At 65.4% G+C, this 20,772-nt stretch carries 17 protein-coding genes; 7 read left to right on the forward strand and 10 right to left on the reverse strand.

What is annotated here, in order from left to right; translation table 11 throughout:
* The first annotated feature begins 13 nt into the window (after positions 1-13).
* Complete coding sequence (locus ACLEJP_RS11520; RefSeq protein ID WP_440806501.1) at positions 14-1,891, forward strand: DEAD/DEAH box helicase; 1,878 nt, start codon at positions 14-16, stop codon at positions 1,889-1,891.
* A 140-nt stretch (positions 1,892-2,031) separates the two neighbouring features.
* Here the strand turns inward: ACLEJP_RS11520 and ACLEJP_RS11525 are convergent, their stop codons facing one another.
* The 3 genes from ACLEJP_RS11525 to ACLEJP_RS11535 all read right to left on the reverse strand — a co-directional run bounded on the left by ACLEJP_RS11525 (position 2,032) and on the right by ACLEJP_RS11535 (position 5,294).
* Positions 2,032-2,610 (reverse strand): YceI family protein, encoded by a 579-nt coding sequence (locus ACLEJP_RS11525; protein WP_225779511.1) that lies wholly within the window; start codon positions 2,608-2,610, stop codon positions 2,032-2,034.
* Positions 2,611-2,644: 34 nt separating this feature from the next.
* Positions 2,645-3,196, reverse strand: coding sequence for a cytochrome b (locus ACLEJP_RS11530; protein WP_289133634.1), 552 nt, complete (start codon positions 3,194-3,196; stop codon positions 2,645-2,647).
* Positions 3,197-3,419: 223 nt separating this feature from the next.
* A complete protein-coding gene (locus ACLEJP_RS11535; protein WP_440806505.1) occupies positions 3,420-5,294 on the reverse strand; it encodes an FAD-dependent oxidoreductase in 1,875 nt (624 codons plus the stop codon).
* Positions 5,295-5,563: 269 nt separating this feature from the next.
* On the opposite strand from ACLEJP_RS11535, the gene ACLEJP_RS11540 reads away from it, so the two are divergent.
* Positions 5,564-6,970, forward strand: coding sequence for an adenosylmethionine--8-amino-7-oxononanoate transaminase (locus ACLEJP_RS11540; protein ID WP_440806506.1), 1,407 nt, complete (start codon positions 5,564-5,566; stop codon positions 6,968-6,970).
* An 88-nt stretch (positions 6,971-7,058) separates the two neighbouring features.
* The gene (locus tag ACLEJP_RS11545; RefSeq protein WP_440806509.1) at positions 7,059-7,778 is read left to right on the forward strand and encodes a 16S rRNA (uracil(1498)-N(3))-methyltransferase; all 720 of its coding nucleotides are present in this window, start codon (positions 7,059-7,061) and stop codon (positions 7,776-7,778) included.
* Here ACLEJP_RS11545 and trhA read toward each other — a convergent pair whose 3' ends face one another.
* From trhA to ACLEJP_RS11580, 7 genes are all read right to left on the reverse strand, one after another.
* Positions 7,779-8,396 carry a PAQR family membrane homeostasis protein TrhA gene (trhA, locus tag ACLEJP_RS11550; RefSeq protein WP_440806510.1) on the reverse strand — a complete coding sequence of 206 codons (618 nt, stop codon included), beginning with the start codon at positions 8,394-8,396 and terminating at the stop codon, positions 7,779-7,781.
* Between the two features lie 127 nt (positions 8,397-8,523).
* A complete protein-coding gene (locus ACLEJP_RS11555; protein ID WP_440806512.1) occupies positions 8,524-8,997 on the reverse strand; it encodes a chemotaxis protein CheW in 474 nt (157 codons plus the stop codon).
* Positions 8,990-13,942: an Hpt domain-containing protein gene (locus tag ACLEJP_RS11560; RefSeq protein WP_440806514.1), complete on the reverse strand. Its 4,953-nt coding sequence runs from the start codon at positions 13,940-13,942 to the stop codon at positions 8,990-8,992. Before ACLEJP_RS11560 ends, ACLEJP_RS11555 begins: the two co-directional genes overlap by 8 nt.
* Positions 13,943-13,951: 9 nt before the next feature.
* Positions 13,952-16,000 carry a methyl-accepting chemotaxis protein gene (locus ACLEJP_RS11565; protein WP_440806598.1) on the reverse strand — a complete coding sequence of 683 codons (2,049 nt, stop codon included), beginning with the start codon at positions 15,998-16,000 and terminating at the stop codon, positions 13,952-13,954.
* Positions 16,001-16,047: 47 nt separating this feature from the next.
* Positions 16,048-16,602 carry a chemotaxis protein CheW gene (locus ACLEJP_RS11570; protein WP_225779519.1) on the reverse strand — a complete coding sequence of 185 codons (555 nt, stop codon included), beginning with the start codon at positions 16,600-16,602 and terminating at the stop codon, positions 16,048-16,050.
* Entirely contained in the window at positions 16,599-16,964 is a 366-nt protein-coding gene (pilH, locus tag ACLEJP_RS11575) for a twitching motility response regulator PilH (RefSeq protein ID WP_296235161.1), read from the reverse strand. Before pilH ends, ACLEJP_RS11570 begins: the two co-directional genes overlap by 4 nt.
* Positions 16,965-17,011: 47 nt before the next feature.
* Positions 17,012-17,413: a response regulator gene (locus ACLEJP_RS11580; RefSeq protein WP_170033184.1), complete on the reverse strand. Its 402-nt coding sequence runs from the start codon at positions 17,411-17,413 to the stop codon at positions 17,012-17,014.
* Positions 17,414-17,644: 231 nt separating this feature from the next.
* On the opposite strand from ACLEJP_RS11580, the gene gshB reads away from it, so the two are divergent.
* The 4 genes from gshB (at position 17,645) to ruvX (ending at position 20,772) form a co-directional block, all read left to right on the forward strand.
* The gene (gshB, locus tag ACLEJP_RS11585; protein ID WP_440806516.1) at positions 17,645-18,598 is read left to right on the forward strand and encodes a glutathione synthase; all 954 of its coding nucleotides are present in this window, start codon (positions 17,645-17,647) and stop codon (positions 18,596-18,598) included.
* A gap of 91 nt (positions 18,599-18,689) precedes the next feature.
* Positions 18,690-19,595, forward strand: a complete 906-nt coding sequence (locus ACLEJP_RS11590; RefSeq protein ID WP_289133626.1) for an energy transducer TonB — start codon at positions 18,690-18,692, stop codon at positions 19,593-19,595.
* 170 nt (positions 19,596-19,765) lie between these two features.
* Positions 19,766-20,335: a YqgE/AlgH family protein gene (locus ACLEJP_RS11595; protein ID WP_289133625.1), complete on the forward strand. Its 570-nt coding sequence runs from the start codon at positions 19,766-19,768 to the stop codon at positions 20,333-20,335.
* A complete protein-coding gene (ruvX, locus tag ACLEJP_RS11600; protein WP_440806519.1) occupies positions 20,335-20,772 on the forward strand; it encodes a Holliday junction resolvase RuvX in 438 nt (145 codons plus the stop codon). Before ACLEJP_RS11595 ends, ruvX begins: the two co-directional genes overlap by 1 nt.

Here is a 20,772-nt window from a genome sequence, read left to right on the forward strand (position 1 = left end):
AACAGGATTGCCCATGTCCTTTGCTTCCCTCGGTCTCTCCGAGGCTCTTGTCCGCGCTATCGAGGCTGCGGGCTACACCCAGCCGACCCCCGTGCAACAGCGGGCGATTCCCGCCGTGTTGCAAGGCCGCGACCTGATGGTCGCCGCACAGACAGGTACTGGTAAAACCGGCGGTTTCGCCCTGCCGATCCTTGAGCGCCTGTTCCCGGCCGGCCACCCCGACAAGTCGCAGCGCCACGGCCCACGCCAACCCCGCGTGCTGGTCCTGACCCCGACCCGCGAACTGGCGGCCCAGGTGCATGACAGCTTCAAGGTCTATGCCCGTGATCTGCCTTTGGTCAGCGCCTGCATTTTCGGCGGCGTCGGCATGAACCCGCAGATCCAGGCCATTGCCAAGGGTGTCGACGTACTGGTCGCCTGCCCGGGGCGTCTGCTCGACCTGGCCGGCCAAGGCAAGGTCGACTTGGCCCACGTGGAAATCCTGGTGCTCGACGAAGCCGACCGCATGCTCGACATGGGCTTCATCCATGACGTCAAGAAGGTCCTCGCCCGCCTGCCGGCCAAGCGCCAGAACCTGCTGTTCTCGGCCACTTTCTCCAAGGACATCACCGACCTCGCCGACAAGCTCCTGCACAACCCGGAGCGAATCGAGGTGACCCCGCCGAACACCACCGTCGAGCGTATCGAGCAGCGTATCTACCGCCTGCCCGCCAGCCACAAGCGCGCCCTGCTGGCGCACCTGATCACCCTGGGTGCCTGGGAACAGGTGCTGGTATTCACCCGCACCAAGCATGGCGCCAATCGCCTGGCCGAATACCTGGAAAAGCACGGCCTGACCGCTGCCGCGATCCACGGCAACAAGAGCCAGAATGCCCGTACCAAAGCCCTGGCCGACTTCAAGGCCAACAGCGTGCGGGTTCTGGTCGCTACTGACATCGCCGCCCGTGGCCTGGACATCGACCAGCTGCCCCACGTGGTCAACTTCGAGCTGCCGAACGTCGAGGAAGATTACGTTCACCGTATCGGCCGTACCGGCCGTGCCGGGCGCTCGGGCGAGGCCATTTCCCTGGTCGCGCCGGATGAAGAGAAGCTGCTCAAGAGCATCGAACGGGTGACCAAGCAGAAGATCCCGGATGGCGACCTGATGGGCTTCGACGCCAGCCAGGTAGAAGCGGAAAAGCCGGAAGTACGCGAACGCCCGCAGAACAACGGCCGTGGCGGGCGTAACCAGCAGGCCCGTGGCGAAGGTAGCAAAGACGCCAACGGTGGCCGCAAGGACAAGGGCAAGGATAAAGGCAAGGCCAAGCAGCAGGCTGCGGACAAGCCCGCTGACAAGGAAAAGGCCGGCGACAAGCCACAACAACGCAAACCGCGCGACAAGAAGCCGCGTCAGCAGCAACAAGCCAGCGCCAGCGTGCCGAAAGTGCCTGCCGACCGGGATCCGGAAGAGTTCCTGGATGACGATATCGACAATTTCGGTAACCGTGCCGACTACGTCAGCCCGTATCAAAATGGCAAGAGCCAGGGCCCTAACCGCCGTCCGGGCGGCAATGCCGGCCAAGGCAACGGCCAGCGCAGCAACAGCGGCGGCCAAGGTCGTACAGGTGGTCAGCAGCGTAGCGGCAGCGGCGGCGGCGGCGAGAAGCGCCCGCCCCGCGCCAACAACGGTGGCGGTGCCCGTCGTGATGGCGGCGCTGGCCGTGGCCGCCCGGCCCGTGATGATGCAGCCCGGCAGGAACCGGCCGTGCGTAACCCGCGCCAGCCGGAAAAACAACCGGTGATCATCCGCAAGGAATCCAAGCTCGACCGTTACCCGACGCCGGAGCAACTGGATGACCTGCCAAGCCGCCCGCGCGGTGAGCGCCCGGCACTGCTGACCCGCAAGGGCTGACAGTTACAAATACCGAAGGGCTGCCCCGCAGCCCTATCGCGACACAAGGCCGCTGCTACAGGATTACGCTATTCCTGTAGCAGCGGCCTTGTGTCGCGATAGGGCCGCAAAGCGGCCCCTCGGTCTTCAGCAGGTCTGAATTACTTCTGCTTGACACCTTCGAGACTGATATCCAGGTCCAGGGTCTGCGAAGTAGCGCCCGGCCCTTTGATACCGAAGTCATTCAGGTTCAGCGTGGTGGTGGCGTTGAAACCGGCACGCTCTCCACCCCATGGGTCCTTGCCCTCACCATTGAAGGTGGCCTTGAAGGTCACCGGCTTGGTCACGCCGTGCAGGGTCAGGTCGCCGGTCACGTCAGCAGTCTTGTCGCCAGTCGGCTTGACGCTGGTGGAGACGAACTTGGCTTCCGGGTACTTCTTCACGTCGAGGAAGTCGGCGCTGGCGATGTGCTTGTCACGCTCGGCGTGGTTCGACCACAGGCTGGCGGTTTTCAGGTCGACGTTGATCTTGCTGGCTTCAGGCTTGGCACTGTCCCAGCTGAAGTTGCCGTCGAAGTCCTTGAAAGTACCGTGGATGAAGCTGTAGCCCAGGTGGCTGATTTTCCAGTCGACAAAGGCGTGCTGGCCTTCCTTGTCGATCTTGTACTCGGCCGCCATGGCCTGGCCAGCGGAGATCAGTGCGGTACCGAGCGCCAGAGCGGCAAAAGTCTTTTTCAACATCCTTACTTCCTTCCTATGCAATTGAGGTTGAGAGTCAAGCTTTGCGGCCCAGCATGCGGGTCAGGGTCGCGTCACGGTCGATGAAATGGTGCTTGAGGGCTGCCAAGGCATGCAGTACGGCAAAAATCACCAGGCCCCAGGCCAGCCACAGATGAATCACGCCAGCCAGGTCTGCCTGGTCCGGCAGGTCGCTGACCAGTGCCGGCACTTCGAACAGGCCGAACACCGGAATACCGACGCCATCGGCGGTAGAGATCAGGTAACCGGCGATCATTACCGCGAACAGCCCGAGGTACAGTGCCAAATGGCCCAGTTTGGCGGCCAGGCGGGTGAATGCGCCGTGAGTGGCCGGTGCCGGTGGCGGCGGGCTGATGAAACGCCAGACCACCCGCAGCAGCATCACCGCCAGCAGCACCAGGCCGATGCTCTTGTGCAGGTCCGGGCCAGCCTTGCGCCAAGGGCTGTAGTAGTCGAGGCCGACCATCCACAGGCCCAGGCCGAACAGGCCGAAGACTGCCAGAGCCACGCCCCAGTGCAGGACGATGCTGACTACGCCGTAGCGAGAAGGTGAGTTGCGCAGTTGCATGTTGACGTGTTCCCCGTGAAAGCTGTGCACAGACTAACGCGTAACGTATCGAAGAAAAGCGGAAAAAATTGCTTCGGATTATCAGTAAATCCGATATGAATTCTGAAACCTTCCTATTAAGGAAACATTAACGATAGCCGGGACGTTGCTGGTTGCCAGTGTCGGCCCTTTCGTGGGGAAACCCGCCCGTGCCGGAGCTGTAGAGTCCGGCACGGGCAATCGATCAACCAGCCTTGGCCTGGGAATTGGCCACAGCTTTCTTGGCCGGCTCGGACTTGGCCGTTGCCTTCCGGGGCTCGGCTGGCTTGTGCGCCGGCTTGTGCGCCGGGGCATGCTTGGCCGGTGCCGCTTTGGTCGCAGCAGGCTTGGCCGCCGCGTCCTTGGCCACAGGTGCTGGTGCAACCGGGGTTGGCGCGGCTTGCGGCGCTGGCGCAGGTGCCGGTGCCACTTCCTCGGCCTTGGCAACCGGCTCGGCCTTCACCTCAGGCTTGTCCGCCGCACCGAACAGGCGCGAGAAGAAGCCCGGCTTGTCCGACTTGTCCTGCTTGGCCTCTTCGGGCTTGTTCGGCTCGGCTTTGACAGGGGCCTTGTCAGCCTTGTCGTCCTTGTCGGAAGCACCGCCGAACATGTTCGAGAAGAACCCACCTTTGCTCTGCTTGGCCGCCCCGGCGCCTGCCGCTGCAGCTGCTGCCACCGGTGCCGCCTTGGCCGGGTCGAACGACTTGCCCGCCAGCAAGTCCTGGACCTGGCTCGCCGCGCGCTGGCCACTACGCAGGGCACCTTCCAGGGTGCCCGGGTAGAGGGCGTCGGTATGCTCACCGGCAAAGGTGATGCGCTGCACCGGGCGCTCCCACAAGCGCCAGTACTTGCTGATCTGCCCCGGCCCGTAGGCCAGGTAGGCGCCGCCGGTACCGGCGTCGGTGCTGTAGCGCTTGACCTCGTAGCCGGTGAACGCGCCGCGGGCCTGCGGGTAGAACGCATGCAGGCGGATCAGCACCTGGTCGACCATCTGCTTGTCGCCGAACGCCTGCAACAGGCGGGCATTGTCCCCCGACAGGTTGATCACCACGTTGGCGCCACCCTTGAGCGCTGGCTCGATCCACAGCATGCCCAGGCCGGCGTTGCTGAAGATTTCACCCGACATGCGCGCGCGGCTTTCCCAGACGGGCTTCTTGAACTTCAGCATCAGCTGGTCGCGCCAGCCATAATTGGTGCCCTTTACCGCCGCCAGGTGCTGGCCGTCCAGGCTCGGGGTCATCTGGATCTTGGCCAGCGCGCGCAGCGGCACGGCCATCACCAGATAATCCGCCTGGTAACCGACGCTGCCGACCTTGACCGTGACGCCGTCCTTGTCCTGGACGATGGCCGTCACCGGCGAGCTGGTCTTGATGGTCTTCAGCTGCTTGACGAAGGCCTGGGCCAGCACCGGGCTGCCGCCCGGCAGGCGCGCAGCGCGCAGGTCACGGTCGCTGACGCCTCGGTAAACGCGGTTCTGCTGAGCGAAGTACAGCAGCGACAGGCGCGACGGTTCATCGTAGCGGGTACGGATCTGCTGGTTGATCAGCTGGCGGGCAGTGGCCGGCAGCTGCAGCTTGTCCAGCCAGGTGGAAACGTTGATCTGGTCGAGGGCGAACAGCGTGCTGGTGGCCTGCGGATTCAGCGGGTCATCGATCGAGCGGGCCAGGTCGTCGAGGGTTTTCTCGTAGCGCTTGAGTGCCTCGGCAGTGGCCGGCTGCTTGCTGGCCAAGTCGTTGGCACTGAAATACTCACCGTCGATCAGGTAGCCGGGGGTACGCACGAATTCAGGTGCCGGCAGTGTTTCAAGCTTGAAACGGTCCAGGTACTGGTTGAGCACCGGCTGCGCCTTGGCATTGCCGATCCACTCGCTGGTGGCCAGGCCCGAGCGCCCGCCCATGCCTGGCTTGGCTTCCAGCAGCGTTACCTGCCAGCCCTTGTTCTGCAGCTCATAGGCGGCCGTCAGGCCCGCCAGGCCGCCACCCACGACGATCGCCGAGGGTGTCTTGTCCTTTGCCAGCGCGGCGCCGCTGGACACACCAATCAATACCAACGCGCACAGGCGCACCCAAGCAGCAGCCATGTCGGCGAACTCCGAGTCAGGGGTTACAGTAACGAGTAGAGGCGGGAATGCCCCGAGAGAAATGCGTTAAGAATACGTCAGGTCTGTCAGCCCTGCCAGCACAGCGACATCAAGTGCCTTTGCCAGATCACTTTTTTGCCGCTAGCGCGGTCACCGGCACGGTCGAAGGCGGCGGCCCCCACCGCCGTTGAAGCGCAGCGGTTGTCCTGCCCTGCGGCATTGCTTAGGCTTACGCGGTCGAACCAAGCCGCAAGCCAGGAGAAGTGCCGATGGGCCTCAATGACCAGTGGATGCAACGTGACCTCAAGGTCCTGTGGCACCCCTGTACCCAGATGAAAGACCACGAGCAGCTGCCGCTGATCCCGATCCGGCGCGGCGAAGGCGTGTGGCTGGAAGACTTCGAAGGCAAGCGCTACCTGGATGCGGTGAGCAGCTGGTGGGTCAACGTGTTCGGCCATGCCAACCCGCGTATCAACCAGCGCATCAAGGACCAGGTCGACCAGCTGGAGCACGTGATCCTGGCCGGTTTCAGCCACCAGCCGGTGATCGAGCTGTCCGAGCGCCTGGTGGCCATGACCCCGGCCGGGCTCGACCGGGTGTTCTATGCCGACAATGGTTCGTCGTGCATCGAAGTGGCGCTGAAGATGAGCTTCCACTATTGGCAGAACGTCGGCAAACCAGACAAGAAGCGCTTCGTCACCCTGACCAACAGCTACCACGGCGAAACCATCGCTGCCATGTCGGTCGGCGATGTGCCGCTGTTCACCGAAACCTACAAGGCATTGCTGCTCGATACCCTCAAGGTGCCCAGCCCCGATTGCTACCTGCGCCCCGACGGCATGAGCTGGGAAGAGCACTCGCGCAACATGTTCCAGGCCATGGCGCAGACCCTGGCCGAACACCACGCCTCGATCAGTGCAGTGATCGTCGAGCCGTTGATCCAGGGCGCCGGCGGCATGCGCATGTACCACCCGGTGTACCTCAAGCTGCTGCGCGAGGCCTGCGACCGCTACGACGTGCACCTGATCCACGATGAGATCGCCGTGGGCTTCGGCCGCACCGGCACGATGTTCGCCTGCGAGCAGGCTGGCATCCGCCCGGATTTCCTGTGCCTGTCCAAAGCCCTGACCGGTGGCTATCTGCCGCTGGCCGCCTGCCTGACCACCGACAAGGTCTACCAGGCGTTCTACGACGACTACCCGACCCTGCGCGCATTCCTCCACTCGCACAGCTATACCGGCAACCCGCTGGCCTGTGCTGCGGCACTGGCGACGCTGGACATCTTCGAACAGGACAACGTGATCGAAGCCAACAAGGCCCTGGCTGCGCGCATGGCCAGCGCCACCGCGCACCTGGCCGAGCATGCCCATGTCGCGGAAATCCGCCAGACCGGCATGGCCCTGGCCATCGAGATGGTCAAGGAAAAGGCTGGCAAGGTCGCCTACCCGTGGCAGGAGCGACGCGGCCTGAAGGTATTCGAGCATGCCCTGACCCGTGGCGCCCTGCTGCGCCCGCTGGGCAGCGTGGTGTATTTCCTGCCGCCCTATGTGATCACCCCGGAGCAGATCGACTTCCTGGCCGAAGTGGCCAGCGAAGGTATCGACATCGCCACCCGCGAAAGCGTCAGCGTGGCGGTACCGGCCAACTTCCACCCCGACTTCCGCGACCCGGGCTAGGCTTGCTCGCCTGACCGCATACCCCCTGCAGGCGCGGCCTTGGGTCGCGCCTGCAAGGGACGAGTACACCATTTCCTACGAGCCCCCCATGAGACTGTCCCGCTTCTTCATCGACGCCCCCCTGAGCCTCGGCGAGCACGACCTGCCCGAAGCCCAGGCCCACTACATCGGCCGCGTGCTGCGCATGGCCCCCGGCGACGCCGTGCAGCTGTTTGACGGCAGCGGTCAGGAGTACCGTGGCCAGTTGCTCGAAGTGGGCAAGAAGACCGTACGCGTCAGCCTCGACCAGGCCCTCGCCGGCCAGGCTGATTCACCGTTGCATGTCCACCTCGGCCAGGGGCTGTCCCGTGGCGAGCGTATGGACTGGGCGATCCAGAAGGCCACCGAGCTGGGGGTAAAAGAAATCACCCCGATCGTCAGCGAACGTTGCGAAGTACGGCTGAAGGACGAGCGTGCCGACAAGCGTCTGGCCCACTGGCGCCAGGTAGCGATCAGCGCCTGCGAGCAATGCGGTCGCTCGACCTTGCCGCTCATTCACCCGCCAGGGACCCTGGACGAATGGCTCAGCAGCACCAGGGCCGACCTGAAACTGGTGCTGCACCCGGTTGCCGAGCCGCTCACCCGCCATGCCAGGCCGGCCACCCTGGCCTTCCTGATCGGCCCCGAAGGCGGCTTGAGCGAAGCAGAGATCGACCAGGCCAAAGCCGCCGGTTTCCATGCCGCGCGTCTCGGCCCACGGGTCCTGCGCACCGAAACCGCGCCCGTGGTGGCCCTGTCGGTGGCGCAGCAGTTGTGGGGCGACTTCTGACTAACGCACATAGAACGACACCGCCACGAAGTGCATGAGGCTGCCGGCAATCACGAACAGGTGCCAGATGCCGTGCCAGTGGCGGAAGCGGCTGTCGAAAGCAAAGAAGATGATGCCGACGGTGTAGAACACACCACCGGCGGCCAGCCAGGCGAAACCGGCGGTACCCAGCGCATGCAGCAGTGGCTGCACCGCCACCAGCACGATCCAGCCCATCAGCGCATAGATGATGATCGACAGGACCCGCGCTTCGGAGCGCGGCTTGATCTCCTGCAGCATGCCGATTAGCGCCAGCCCCCAGACGATGCCGAACAGGCTCCAGCCCCACGGGCCGCGCAAGCTGACCAGGCAGAACGGCGTGTAGCTGCCGGCGATCAGCAGGTAGATCGACAGGTGGTCGAGCTTGCGCATGATCACCTTCGCCCGCCCGCGGGTGCTGTGGTACAGGGTAGAGATGCTGTACAGCAACAGCAGGGTGCTGCCGTAGATGGAAAAGCTGACGATCTTCCACGGGTCACCTTGCAGGCCCGCGGCCACGATCAGCCAGATGGCACCGATACAGGCCAGGACGGCACCGATCAGGTGGGTCCAGGCGTTGAAGCGTTCACCGTAGTACATGCAAACACAGACCTCCTGCGCTGGGCTGGGTTCCTGCGCCAGTCCGCTCCGGCCCTATCGCGCCCCGTCAGGCCAGGACGCGCCTACAACGACCTCAGCCAAACGTCCAAACGCTTTGTCTCACATCCTAGCCAAGCTCAGGTTGCAAATCAGCGTCACGCACCAGCCGCTCCAGCCCGACCAGGTCCGGCACCCGCGCCACCTGCTCGCCCACCTGCACGGCCGCCAGCTCCAGCCGGCCCAGCGCCACATCCACGTAGTTGAGCTGGCTGTCGAGCTTGCACGAGCGCGGGATATCCTGCAGCAGCAGCGCCAGGTAGCGCAGGCCGGTATCGCCCAGGGCATTCAGCACCACCACACGCGCCCGCTCACCGCAAGGCGTTTCGCCACCGCAGGCAGCCTCGAAGCCGATCAGCGGCAGGCGTTGCTGACGCCAATCGATCCAGCCAAGGTGCCAGGCCGGTTCGCCGCGCTGGCACAGTACGTTGCGCTGGCCGCTCAACTCGGCCACCGCGACGTTGGGCAACACCAGGGTGCGGTCGCCCAACGGCAGCAACAACCCGGTCAGGCTGCTGCGCTGGCCGGCGATCAGTTCAAGCATGGGTCTGGCTCCAGTGGGCGATGCTCTGCAACAGGACCGACTCCTGATACGGCTTGCCAAGGTATTCGTTGACGCCGATGGCCATGGCGCGGTCGCGGTGCTTCTGCCCGGTGCGCGAGGTGATCATGATGATCGGCAGGTCCTTCAGCCGCACGTCACGGCGGATGCGCGTGGCGACCTCGAAACCATCCATGCGCGGCATCTCGATATCCAGCAGCAGCACATCCGGGCGGTGCTCTTCCAGCAGGGCCATGGCATCGACCCCGTCCTTGGCCGTCAGCACGCTCATGCCGTGACGCTCGAGCAGGCGACTGGTGACCTTGCGCACGGTGACCGAGTCGTCCACCACCATCACCAGCACAGCCCGCCGTGGTGCCGGCCCGAGCACCTGGCGCTGCGCCGCACCACCACCCGGCAGGCGCGCCAGGCGCCGCTGCTGGCCACGCAACTGGCCCAACAGGTCGAGAATCAGCACCACCCGACCATCGCCCAGCAATGTCGCCCCCGACAACCCGGCAACCGCAGCAAACTGCGGCCCCAGGCTCTTCACCACGATTTCGCGGCTGGGCGACAGGGCATCTGCCTGGATCGCGAACGATTGTTCCTGGGAATGCACCAGCAGCACTGGCAGCGGCACACTTTGCCCGAGCAAGGCCGGGCGCGGCATGCCCTGCAGCAACTCGCCCAGATAACGCAGTTCGTATTCATGACCGGCGTACACATAACGCGGTGTATCCAGTTGGTAGCACGCCGCCAGTTCAGCGGGCGGCACGCGGACGATGCCTTCGATGGTGTTCAGCGGAATGGCGTACTGCTCTTCGCCCAGGTGCACCATCAACGCACGGTTGACCGACACGGTGAACGGCAGGCGAATCAGGAAGCGCGCGCCCTTGCCCTGGGCCGACTCGATGCTCATCGAGCCGCCCAGTTGCTTGACCTCCTCGTGCACCACGTCCATGCCCAGGCCACGCCCGGAAATCTGGGTGATCTTCTCCGCAGTGGAAAAGCCCGGGCGCAGGATGAACTGCAGGATCTCGTGATCGCTCAAGTGCGCCTGCGGGTCCAGCAGGCCGCGCTTGATGGCCTTGCGTCGCACCGCTTCCAGCGGCACGCCGGCGCCGTCATCGGTCATTTCGATGACGATGTCGGCGCCTTCATGCAACAGATTCAGGTGGATGGTGCCCTGCTCCGGCTTGCCGGCGGCCAGGCGCACTTCCCGGCTCTCCAGGCCGTGGTCGACGGCGTTGCGCAGCATGTGCTCCAGCGGTGCCACCATGCGTTCGAGCACGCTGCGGTCCAGCTCGCCTTCGGCGTTGCCGACCACCAGTTCCACCTGCTTGCCCAGCTCGCTGGCCACCTGCCGCACCACACGCTGCAAGCGCGGCACCAGGCGTTCGAAGGGCACCATCAGGGTGGCGGTGAGGCCTTCCTGCAACTGGCTGTTCACCCGCGCCTGCTGTTGCAGCAGGCTGTGCGCCTCCTGGGCACGCTGGGCCAGGGTTTCCTTGAGGTCGAGCAAGTCCGAGGCAGATTCGAACAGGGCCCGCGACAGCTGCTGCAGCTGTGAATGACGGTCCATCTCCAGGGGGTCGAAGTCGTCATAGGCATCGCCTTCGATCTGCTGCCGGCTGGAAATCCGCCCCTGGGTCTCGATGTCCAGGCGCAACAACTGGTCGCGCATGCGCTCGAGTGTGGTTTCCATCTCGTGGAGGGTGAACTGGGCATCGTTGACCTGCTGTTCGATGCGCCCGCGGATGACGGAGTGTTCACCGGCCAGGTTGCCGAGCTCGTCGAGCAGCTCGGCATCGACCTTGACCATGTCGCCTGGCGCCCGCTCCGGAACCGCCGCTGGCGCCTCGCTGGCAGCCGCACCGACCGGTCCCTGGCCGGCAGCACTGTCGGTCAGCGCCGCGCTGCTGAAGTTGCGGATGTAGTCGATCAGCGCCGTGGCGGCATGCAGCGGCTGGCCCAGGCGCACGGCATCGAGCATGTGCGCCAGGCGGTCATGGCAGTTCTGCAACAGGGCGAACAACGGCGCACTCGGCGGCAGGCGCCCCGCGGCCAGCAGCTCGTAGAGAAACTCCAGCTCATGGGCCAGGTCGCCGATTGGCGCGATCTCGACCATGCGTGCCACACCTTTGAGGGTGTGCAGGTCGCGCATGAGGTTGTCCACCTCGACGCTGCTGCGCGGGTCGGCCTGCCAGCGTGCCAGCGCTGCGGCGGCGCTCTCGACGATATCCGAGCTTTCTTCGAGGAACACTTCCAGCAGTTCTTCACCAGGGCTTTCCGGTTCTTCCACCAGCGGCTCCGCTGCAGCGGGCTGCAAAGGGCTGGGCGCCAGCCCCAGGCCCAGGCTATCGGCCAGGTCCATGTCCGGGTGCAGCGGCGTGACCGTGTCGATGCCGACCAGGCCGGTGGCCTCCGGCGCGAGGGCCTGCCCCAGCAGGTTGCGCAGGCTGTCGACCAGCGCCGGGCGCGGCGTGATGTCCTGCCCCGCCGCCACCTCGTCGAGCATGTCCAGCAACGTTTCATGGGCCCGCTGGGCCTGGGCGAAGAAACGCGCATCGGCGGGCAGGCTGCCTTCCTCCACGGCACCGTACAGGTCGAGCAGGGCCTCGCACAGATCGTCCATCTGCCACAGGTCGGCCAGGTGTGCGGCATGGCCCAGGGTGGTGAGTTGGTCGAGCAGAGTGTCCAGCGCGTCGCGCTGGCCGGGTTGCTCCTGCCAGCGAGATAGCGACGACTCGGCATCCAGCAGGATGTCCATGGCCTGGGCCAGGAAGCCGGCGACCTGCTGTGGGTCGCGCTTGTTGCGCCGTGCATGCTGCGGGCCGTCATGCAAGCTGGCCAGCCGTTCGTCTACCGCCTGGCCAACCTGCTCGATCAGCTCGGCGGCACCGGGGATGGCCGCCAGCGGCGTGCTGTCGAGTTGGGCCAGGCCCTGCTGGAACAGCGCTCGCGCCGCTTGCAGCCATTCAATTTCCGCCATTTGCAGCGGCAACTGGTGGCCCTTGTACTCGCGGGCCAGGCGGTCGAAGGCAGTCGCCAGTTCGGCGACTGGCATCACCCCGGCCATGGCCGCGCTGCCCTTGAGCGTGTGCAGGGCACGCTGCAGGCCATCGCTGACCGGCGTGTCGTGGTCGCCAGCATCGCGCAGGAACGCATCCAGGCTGGCCAGGTGGCCCTGCGCCTCGCTGCGGAAGATGTCCAGCAATTGCGGGTCGAAGCCGCCCAGCTCCGCTGCCACCGGCGCGGCGTTTTCCGCCAGCGCATGCAGGTGCCCGGCCAGCTGCTCGATTTCGCTCAGCTGCGGCAGATGGCCAGCAGCGAAGTCGGCCAGCAGGTCGGGCAGGTAGACGAATACCCGCTGCAACGCCACCACGCCCTCCGGGCTCAGCGCGCTGCGGCCTTCGAGTACCCGGTTGAGCAGGTGTTCGGCGCCCCAGGCCAGCTCGGCTACCACCTCGGCATGCACCATGCGGCCGCTGCCCTTGAGGGTATGCAGCGCGCGACGCATTTCCTTCAATGCCTCGTGCTGCTGGTTGTCGGCACGCCAGCGCAGCCAGTGGCGCTCGATCTCCGGCAGCAGTTCACCGGCTTCGTCGAGAAACACCTCGCGCAATTCGTCATCGATGCCATCAGCGCTGCCATCGCGGCTTGCACTGGCGTCATCCTGCGTGCACTGCACGCCCAGCGTCGCCAGACTGGCGCGGGCCATGTCGATGAACGGCTGGGCATCTGCCAACGGGTCGGCCACTCGCCACTGCAGGTAGCATTCGGCTGCGCTCAGGGCCTCGGCCAGGTGCGTCAGCTCATCGGCTGGCGGCTCCACCTCCAGGTGCTGCAGCCAGCGCTGTACATAACTGGCGCAGCCTTCGAACAGCTCGGCCACGGCCGGCAGCATCAACATCGCCAGCGCCCCGCGAACCTGCTGCAACAACCCCGGCAAAGGTTGCAGGCGTTGCCGCGGCCAACCGGACTCCAGGCAATCGCCAATCAGGTCCTTGGCCTGTTGCAGCACATTCAGTGCCTCGTGCAACACCAACTGGCGAATCTCGGCGAGGTCCGAGCCCGGCAGGCCGCCCTGGCCGTTTTCTTCCAGCGGGCCGACCATGCCGTTAAGCGTGGCCTCGACGTACAGCAGGGCGCCCGCCACATCCATCAACACTGCGTCATCCGCTGCTCGTTCGCCTTGGGCCAACGCCTGAAGCGCCAGCACCTGGTCGATGATCACCCGGCGCGGCTGCTGGAAACCCAGCACCGCCAAGGTATCGGCCACGTGGCGCAGGGGGGCCAGCAGGGCATCCAGCTGCTCGCTGTGCTGGCGGTCGCCACGCACGAACTGGTCCAGGCGCTCCTTGATGCGCATCAGGTCGTCACACAGCGCGGTCACTACCGAGCGCAGCGCGTCACGTCCCGCCCCGGCCTGCATCTGTTCACGCCAGTTGCCCAGCGACAGGTCGAGGTTGGCCAGGTCGTCGGCACCGGCGAACCGTTGGGCGGCGCCGCTGATCAGGCTGGCCTGGGCCAGCGGTTCCTCGCCACGGCAGGCACGTAGCTGATTGAGCAACGGCAGCATGACCAGTGGCAGGTCGTGGCGGGCACCGCGCAGGCGCTCCAGGTACGAAGGCAGCTGTTCCAGGCCCCGGAACAAGGCGCCCAGGCAATCCCCCCGGGGGCTGACCTGGCCGTCGGCCAAGGCTTTGGCGAACAGTTCCAGCTCCTCGGCCAGGCGGGTGGCCCCGCGCAGTTCGAGCATGCGCAGACAACCGTGCACCTGGTGCAGGTTGTCGACCACGAAGGCCAGCATCGACAGGTCGCCCGGTTCGCCGGCAAAGCGCTCCAGCGCCTGGCGCGCCTGGGCCAGGCAGTCGAGGATGGCGGCCTTGGTCCAGGCCAGCGCCACGGTGTCGTGGCGTTCGGGGCTTATCGCAACTACAGCCATTGGCTTTCCTCAGCGCGGCGTGTCACCAGCGCTCTTCATCGGCTCTGCAGGTGGCGGCAGGGTGAACCCGGACACCGAACGGCGCATCTCGCTGGCCATGCGGGCCAGGTGGCGGATGCTGTCCGCAGTGGCGCTGGAGCCGGCGGAAGTTTGCGCGGTGATCTGCTGGATCACCGCCATGGTGTGGGAAATCTGCCCGGCCGACGAAGTCTGCAACTGGGCAGCGTCGGAAATACTGTGGATAAGGTCGGCGAGGTTCTGCGATACCCCTTCGATCTCGGCCAGGGCAACGCCCGCGTCCTGGGCCAGGCGCGCACCGCGTACCACTTCGGCGGTGGTCTGTTCCATGGAGATCACCGCCTCGTTGGTGTCGGCCTGGATGGTGCGCACCAACGCCTCGATCTGCCGGGTGGCCGACGATGAACGTTCGGCCAGGCGCTGTACTTCATCGGCGACCACGGCAAAACCCCGCCCGGCTTCACCGGCCAGCGAGGCCTGGATCGCCGCGTTCAGGGCAAGAATGTTGGTCTGGTCGGCAATATCGTCGATCAGGCTGACGATATCGCCGATTTCCTGGGAGGACTCGCCCAGGCGCTTGATCCGCTTGGCGGTGTCCTGGATCTGCTCGCGAATGTTGTCCATGCCATTGATGGTGTTGTGCACCACCTCGTTGCCCTTGTTGGCGATCGCCACCGAACGCTCGGCCACCTTGGCCGACTCGTAGGCGTGGGCCGAAACCCGGTCGATCGACTCGACCATGTCGCCGACCGCCTCGGAGGCTTCACTGATCTGTTCGGCCTGGTGTTCGGAGGCCTTGGCCAGCTGGCGGGCGGTGTTCTGCGTGTCCTGCACGGCGGCAGCGACCTGCATGGCACTGTGGTTGATGGTGGCGACCAGGTCGCGCAACTGGTCCACCGAATAGTTGATCGAATCGGCAATGGCGCCGGTAAAGTCCTCGGTCACCGACACGGTCACCGTCAGGTCACCGTCGGCCAGTTCTTCGATTTCGTCGAGCAGGCGCATGATCGCCTGCTGGTTGCGTTCGTTCTTTTCCGCCGTCTCGCGCAGCTGGCGGTTGGTGGTACGCACCATGACCAGGCCGATGAGAATGATCGAGGCCAGCGCCAGCAGACCGAGTATGTAGCCGCCAACGGTGTCGAGGGTACGCCCGCCGGCCAGGTTCTCGAAGCCGTTGGCCAGGTGCGAGGCTTCGTCAAGCAGGGTTTGCGACAGGCTGAACAGGTTGCCCGCGGCTTCACGTACACGGAACAGCTCGGGCGAGGTCTCGAGGATCTCGTCCACGGAGCCGGCGACGAACTGGAACAGCTCGGCGATTTCGGCCAGGCGCGCGCGGGCATCGGCATCCTCGACACGGGTCACCTGGATGGCCGCGTTGCCATTGAGCATGCCCTCCAGCACCTGGCCGAAACGCCCGGCATCGCGGCCAAAGGCGTCGGCCGCCTGGGCGGCACTGTCGTCGCCGGCCAGCACGGTGTTGACCGAGCCGAGGATGCGTTCGGCGAGCAGCAGCTGGCGCTGGGCCACCGCCACCTGGCTGGCCGGGGCCCCGCTCTGCAGCAGGATCTCGACCACCTTTTCGTATTCCACCTGCAACTGCGGCACGGTCTCGGCCAGGGTCGCCGCCACCTGGTGCAGCGATAGCACGGTCTGTTCGCTGGCCAGGATGGTGTCAGTGTTCCGGCGCAGGTTCTCCCAGTCACGGCGTACCGCTTCCATCTCGTCACGCACCGCTGGCGGCGCGGGCGGCAGGCCGGTGGACTTGTCCCCTTCGCGCAGGTAACCCCAACGCCGTTCGAAATCGTTGCGCGAGTCCGACAACAGCTTGAACGCCAGCGCCTTGCCCGTGGCGGCCTCGGTGGCGTTCTTGGCGATACGTTGCGACAGCACCCGCAGTTCGCCGGCATGGCCGATGTACTGCTTGTCGTAGTTGGACTGGGTGTTGAGGTAGGCAAAGTTGGCGAACAGCAGGATGATCGACAGGATCAGGATCAGGAACAGCAGGGTGATCTGCGCGATGCTGCGGGTACGTGGGGTCACGGTGGTCGCGGTGACGGGTGGGGCAGGCTTGTTCACGTTCGCAGGTCCTATAACGCCACATCGAGAAAGCCCGGCGCCTGGGCCAGGGCGAAGGGGCTGAAGATTGCCCAGTTGCGCTCACGCGGGAAGTGCCCCTGCACGAACGGTGCAGCGGCGCGAATCAGCGGTTGCGGCGGCGCCAGCTGCAGGCTGTCCAGGGCAAAGTGCTGCAGGCCCAGCACCTCGTCCACCAGCAGGCCGACGAACAGGTCCTCGTGGTCCAGCACCAGCACCCGCCGCTGCTTGCCCGGGGCGGCCTGGCCCAGCCCAAGGAAGCTGCTCAGGTCCATCACCGGCAACAGCCGGCCACGCAGGTTGGCCACCCCGCACACCCAGGGCTGTACACCGGGAACGCGGCTGCTGCGCGGTTCGCGCAGCACCTCGGCGACCTCGCCCATGGGCGCCACGAACCACTGGCCGGCGATGCGGAAGCCGATGCCGCTCCACTGTTGCAGGCGGCTGTCCTGCGGCGGCTGGTCGGCGACCAGCAGGCGACAGCGCCGGTCGATGTCCAGCAACAATTCGAAGGCGGTCAGCGACGCGCCCTGCGGGCGGGTGGTCAAGCCCCCAGCACCTCTTTGAGCTTGGCGATCAGGGCGTCTTCTTCCACCGGTTTGGTCAGGAAGTCACGGGCGCCCTGGCGCGTGGCCCAGACCCGGTCGGTTTCCTGGTCCTTGGTGGTGACCACGATCACCGGGATGGCGCTGGTTTCCGGGTCCTTGCTGAGCTGCCGGGTAGCCTGGAAGCCGTTCATGCCGGGCATGACGATGTCCATCAGCACCGCATCGGGCTTGTCCTGCCGGGCCAGGGCCACGCCATCGGCACCGTTGCTGGCCTTGAGCACCTGGAAGCCGTGCTTTTCCAGCCATCCGGTCAATCGGTACATCTCTGTCGGCGAGTCGTCGACAATCAGAACTCGGGCCATGCTGTTTCCCCATCAGGAAAGAAAGACCGTGCCATGGCGAGGCGCGGTCAGGGTGCGTGTTGTTGGGTTGCGGCAAAACCGGGCACGTGGGCCCGGATCGCATCGAGCAGCTCTTCCTTGCTGAACGGCTTGGTCAGGAACTGGTCGGACCCGACCACCCGGCCGCGGGCCTTGTCGAACAGGCCGTCGCGCGATGACAGCAGAATGACCGGGGTGTCCTTGAAGGCACTGTTGTGCTTGATCACGGCACAGGTCTGGTAGCCGTCCAGGCGCGGCATCAGTACATCGACGAAGATGATGCTCGGCTGGTGGTCGACGATCTTGGCCAGGGCATCGAAGCCATCGCTGGCGGTAATCACCTCGCAGCCCGCTTCACCGAGCAACATCTGCGCGGTGCGGCGGATCGTGCGCGAATCGTCGATCACCATCACCTTCAGGGGTTGTTCCATCTGTTGGGCTACCGTCGCTGATAATGCCGAAATCGTAGGGCCGCTACGTCGCGATCGGGCTGCGCAGCAGCCGCAAAGGCCTGTTGTACAGCACTATGACTGGCATTTTTAGCACACTCCGGGTGCCCGTTCCATCTGCCGCGCCCCTTGACCAGCGGCGTTCACGGCGCCACCCTGAGCCACTTTACTTTCGATCCACCGCGGCCGCACGCCGCCAAGAGGAACCACCCCATGAGCGTTCGCCTCGGCATTGTCATGGACCCCATCGCGTCCATCTCCTACAAGAAGGACAGCTCGCTGGCCATGCTGCTGGCCGCCCAGGCGCGCGGCTGGAGCCTGTTCTACATGGAGCAGCGCGACCTGTACCTGGGTGCCGGCCAGGCCCGCGGGCAGATGCGCCCGCTGAAAGTGTTCGCCGACCCGGCACGCTGGTTCGAGCTGGGCGAGGAGCAGGACAGTGCGTTGGCCGAGCTGGACGTGATCCTCATGCGCAAGGACCCGCCCTTCGACATGGAGTTCGTCTACAGCACCTACCTGCTGGAGCAGGCCGAGCGCGAAGGCGTGCTGGTGGTCAACCGCCCGCAGAGCCTGCGCGACTGCAACGAAAAACTGTTCGCCACGCAGTTCCCGCAGTGCATGGCGCCGACCCTGGTCAGCCGCCGCGTGGACATCCTGCGCGAGTTCGCCGACAGCCGCGGCGACGTGATCCTCAAGCCGCTGGACGGCATGGGCGGCGCCTCGGTGTTCCGCCACCGCAAGGACGACCCCAACCTGTCGGTCATCCTCGAAACGCTGACCCAGCATGGCAACCAGCAGATCATGGCCCAGGAATACCTGCCGCAGATCAAGGACGGCGACAAGCGCATCCTGATGATCGACGGCGAGCCGGTCGACTACTGCCTGGCGCGCATCCCGGCCAGCGGCGAGACCCGTGGCAACCTGGCGGCCGGCGGCCGTGGCGAGGCGCGCCCATTGAGCGAGCGCGACCGCTGGATCGCTGCCCAGGTCGGCCCGGCCTTGCGCGAGAAGGGCCTGCTGTTCGTCGGCCTCGACGTGATCGGCGACTACCTCACCGAAATCAACGTCACCAGCCCCACCTGCATTCGTGAGATCGACGCCGCCTACAACACCGACATTGGCGGCAAGCTGATGGATGCCATTGATCGCAAGCTCAAGGCGCGCTGACCGCCGACGCGGAGCAAATTTGCGGAGTGGGGTATGATGCCGGTCCTTTTCGACTGAGCTGCTGCCCCGCCCCGCGGTTGCTGGATACCCGATGACGCTGCCTGCCGACATCCCCGCCGACTTGCTGCCACCGCGCGTTCGCCCGGTGGACAGGCTTGGCTTTACCCTGTTCCTGGCTGCCCTGGTGCACCTGGCGCTGATCCTTGGCGTGGGTTTCACCGTGGTCAAGCCGGCGGAAATCCGTCAGACCATGGACATCACCCTGGCCACGTTCAAGAGCGAGAAGCGGCCGGAAAAGGCCGATTTCCAGGCCCAGGACAACCAGCAGGGTAGCGGCACCCTGGACAAGAAAGCAGTGCCCACCACCACCGAGGTGGCACCGTTCCAGGACAGCAAGATCAACAAGGTCACCCCGCCGCCTGCGGCCAAGCCCGAAGTGACGCCACCGCCTGTGCCGGAAAAGTCCGCCGTGGCGACCAAGGCGCCGAAAGCCCAGAAGGTCGAGCCCAAGCCCAAGGAAAGCAAGCCGCAGCCCAAACCTGCGGCCGCCACGCCGGAGTTCGACAGTTCGCAGCTGTCGAGCCAGATCGCCAGCCTCGAAGCCGAGCTGTCCAATGAACAGCAGATGTACGCCAAGCGCCCACGCATCCACCGCCTGAATGCTGCATCGACCATGCGTGACAAGGGCGCCTGGTACAAGGAAGAGTGGCGCAAGAAGGTCGAACGGGTGGGCAACCTCAACTACCCCGAGGAGGCGCGTCGGCAGCAGATCTACGGCAACCTGCGGATGATGGTGTCGATCAACCGCGATGGCTCGTTGTACGAGGTGCTGGTGCTGGAATCGTCCGGGCAGCCGGTGCTCGACCAGGCGGCACAGCGCATCGTGCGGCTGGCGGCGCCGTTTGCGCCGTTTACCGGGGACCTGGCCGAGTTCGACCGGCTGGAGATCATCCGTACCTGGCGCTTTGCCCGTGGGGACCGTTTGTCCAGTAACTGATTTGCTGGCTGTACCGGCCCTTTCGCGGGCATGCCCGCTCCCACAGGATCTCCGCTGGGTTCAGCTACTGTGAGGTTCCTGTGGGAGCGGGCGTGCCCGCGAAGAGGCCTGCACGATCGACACAAAACCGCACCTTGTCAGCCTCGCCACCTGGCGCCACACTATCCCCCATGAAAACCCTCACGCCGAGCTACCTCAAGCATCAGTTCCTGATCGCCATGCCGCACATGGCCGATCCGAACTTCGCCCAGACCCTCACCTACATCGTCGAGCACAATGCCCATGGTGCCATGGGCCTGGTGGTGAACCGGCCACAGGAACTCAACCTGGCCGACATCCTCGAGCAGTTGCGCCCGGACGAAGCCCCCCCAGCCAGCACCCTGCAGGTGCCGATCTACCAAGGTGGCCCGGTGCAGACCGACCGTGGCTTCGTGCTGCATAGCAGCGAATGCAGCTACCAGGCCACCGTCGAACTGCAGGGCCTGTCATTGTCCACTTCGCAGGACGTGCTGTTCGCCATCGCCGAAGGCGTGGGGCCGCAGAAGAGCCTGATCACCCTGGGCTATGCCGGTTGGGAAGCGGGCCAGCTGGAAGCCGAGCTTGCCGACAATGCCTGGCTCAACTGCCCGTTCGACCCGGAAATCATCTTCGGCCTGGCCAGCGACCTGCGCCTGGAAGCCGCAGCCGCCAGCCTGGGTATCAACCTGAACCTGCTGACCAGCCAGGCGGGCCACGCCTGATGGCCGAAGTGCAGAGCGAACCCCGGCTGCTGCTGGGCTTCGACTACGGCAGCAAACAGATCGGCGTGGCCGTTGGCCAGGTGGTTACCGGCCAGGCCCGCGAGCTGTGCACCCTGAAGGCGCAGAACGGTGTGCCGGACTGGGCTCAGGTCGAGAAGCTGATTGCCGAATGGAAGCCTGACGCCATCGTTGTCGGCCTGCCGCTGAACATGGATGGCACCCCCAGCGAAATGAGCGCCCGCGCCGAAAAGTTCGCCCGCCGCCTGAACGGCCGGTTCAACCTGCCGGTACACACCCATGACGAGCGCCTGACCACGTTCGAGGCCAAGGGCGAACGCATGGCCCGTGGCGGCCAGCGCGGCAGTTACCGTGACAACCCGGTCGATGCCATTGCCGCCGCCTTGTTGCTGCAAGGCTGGCTGGAGGCCAACACCTGA

This window comes from Pseudomonas sp. SMV7 (assembly GCF_052041995.1).
GTDB lineage: Bacteria > Pseudomonadota > Gammaproteobacteria > Pseudomonadales > Pseudomonadaceae > Aquipseudomonas.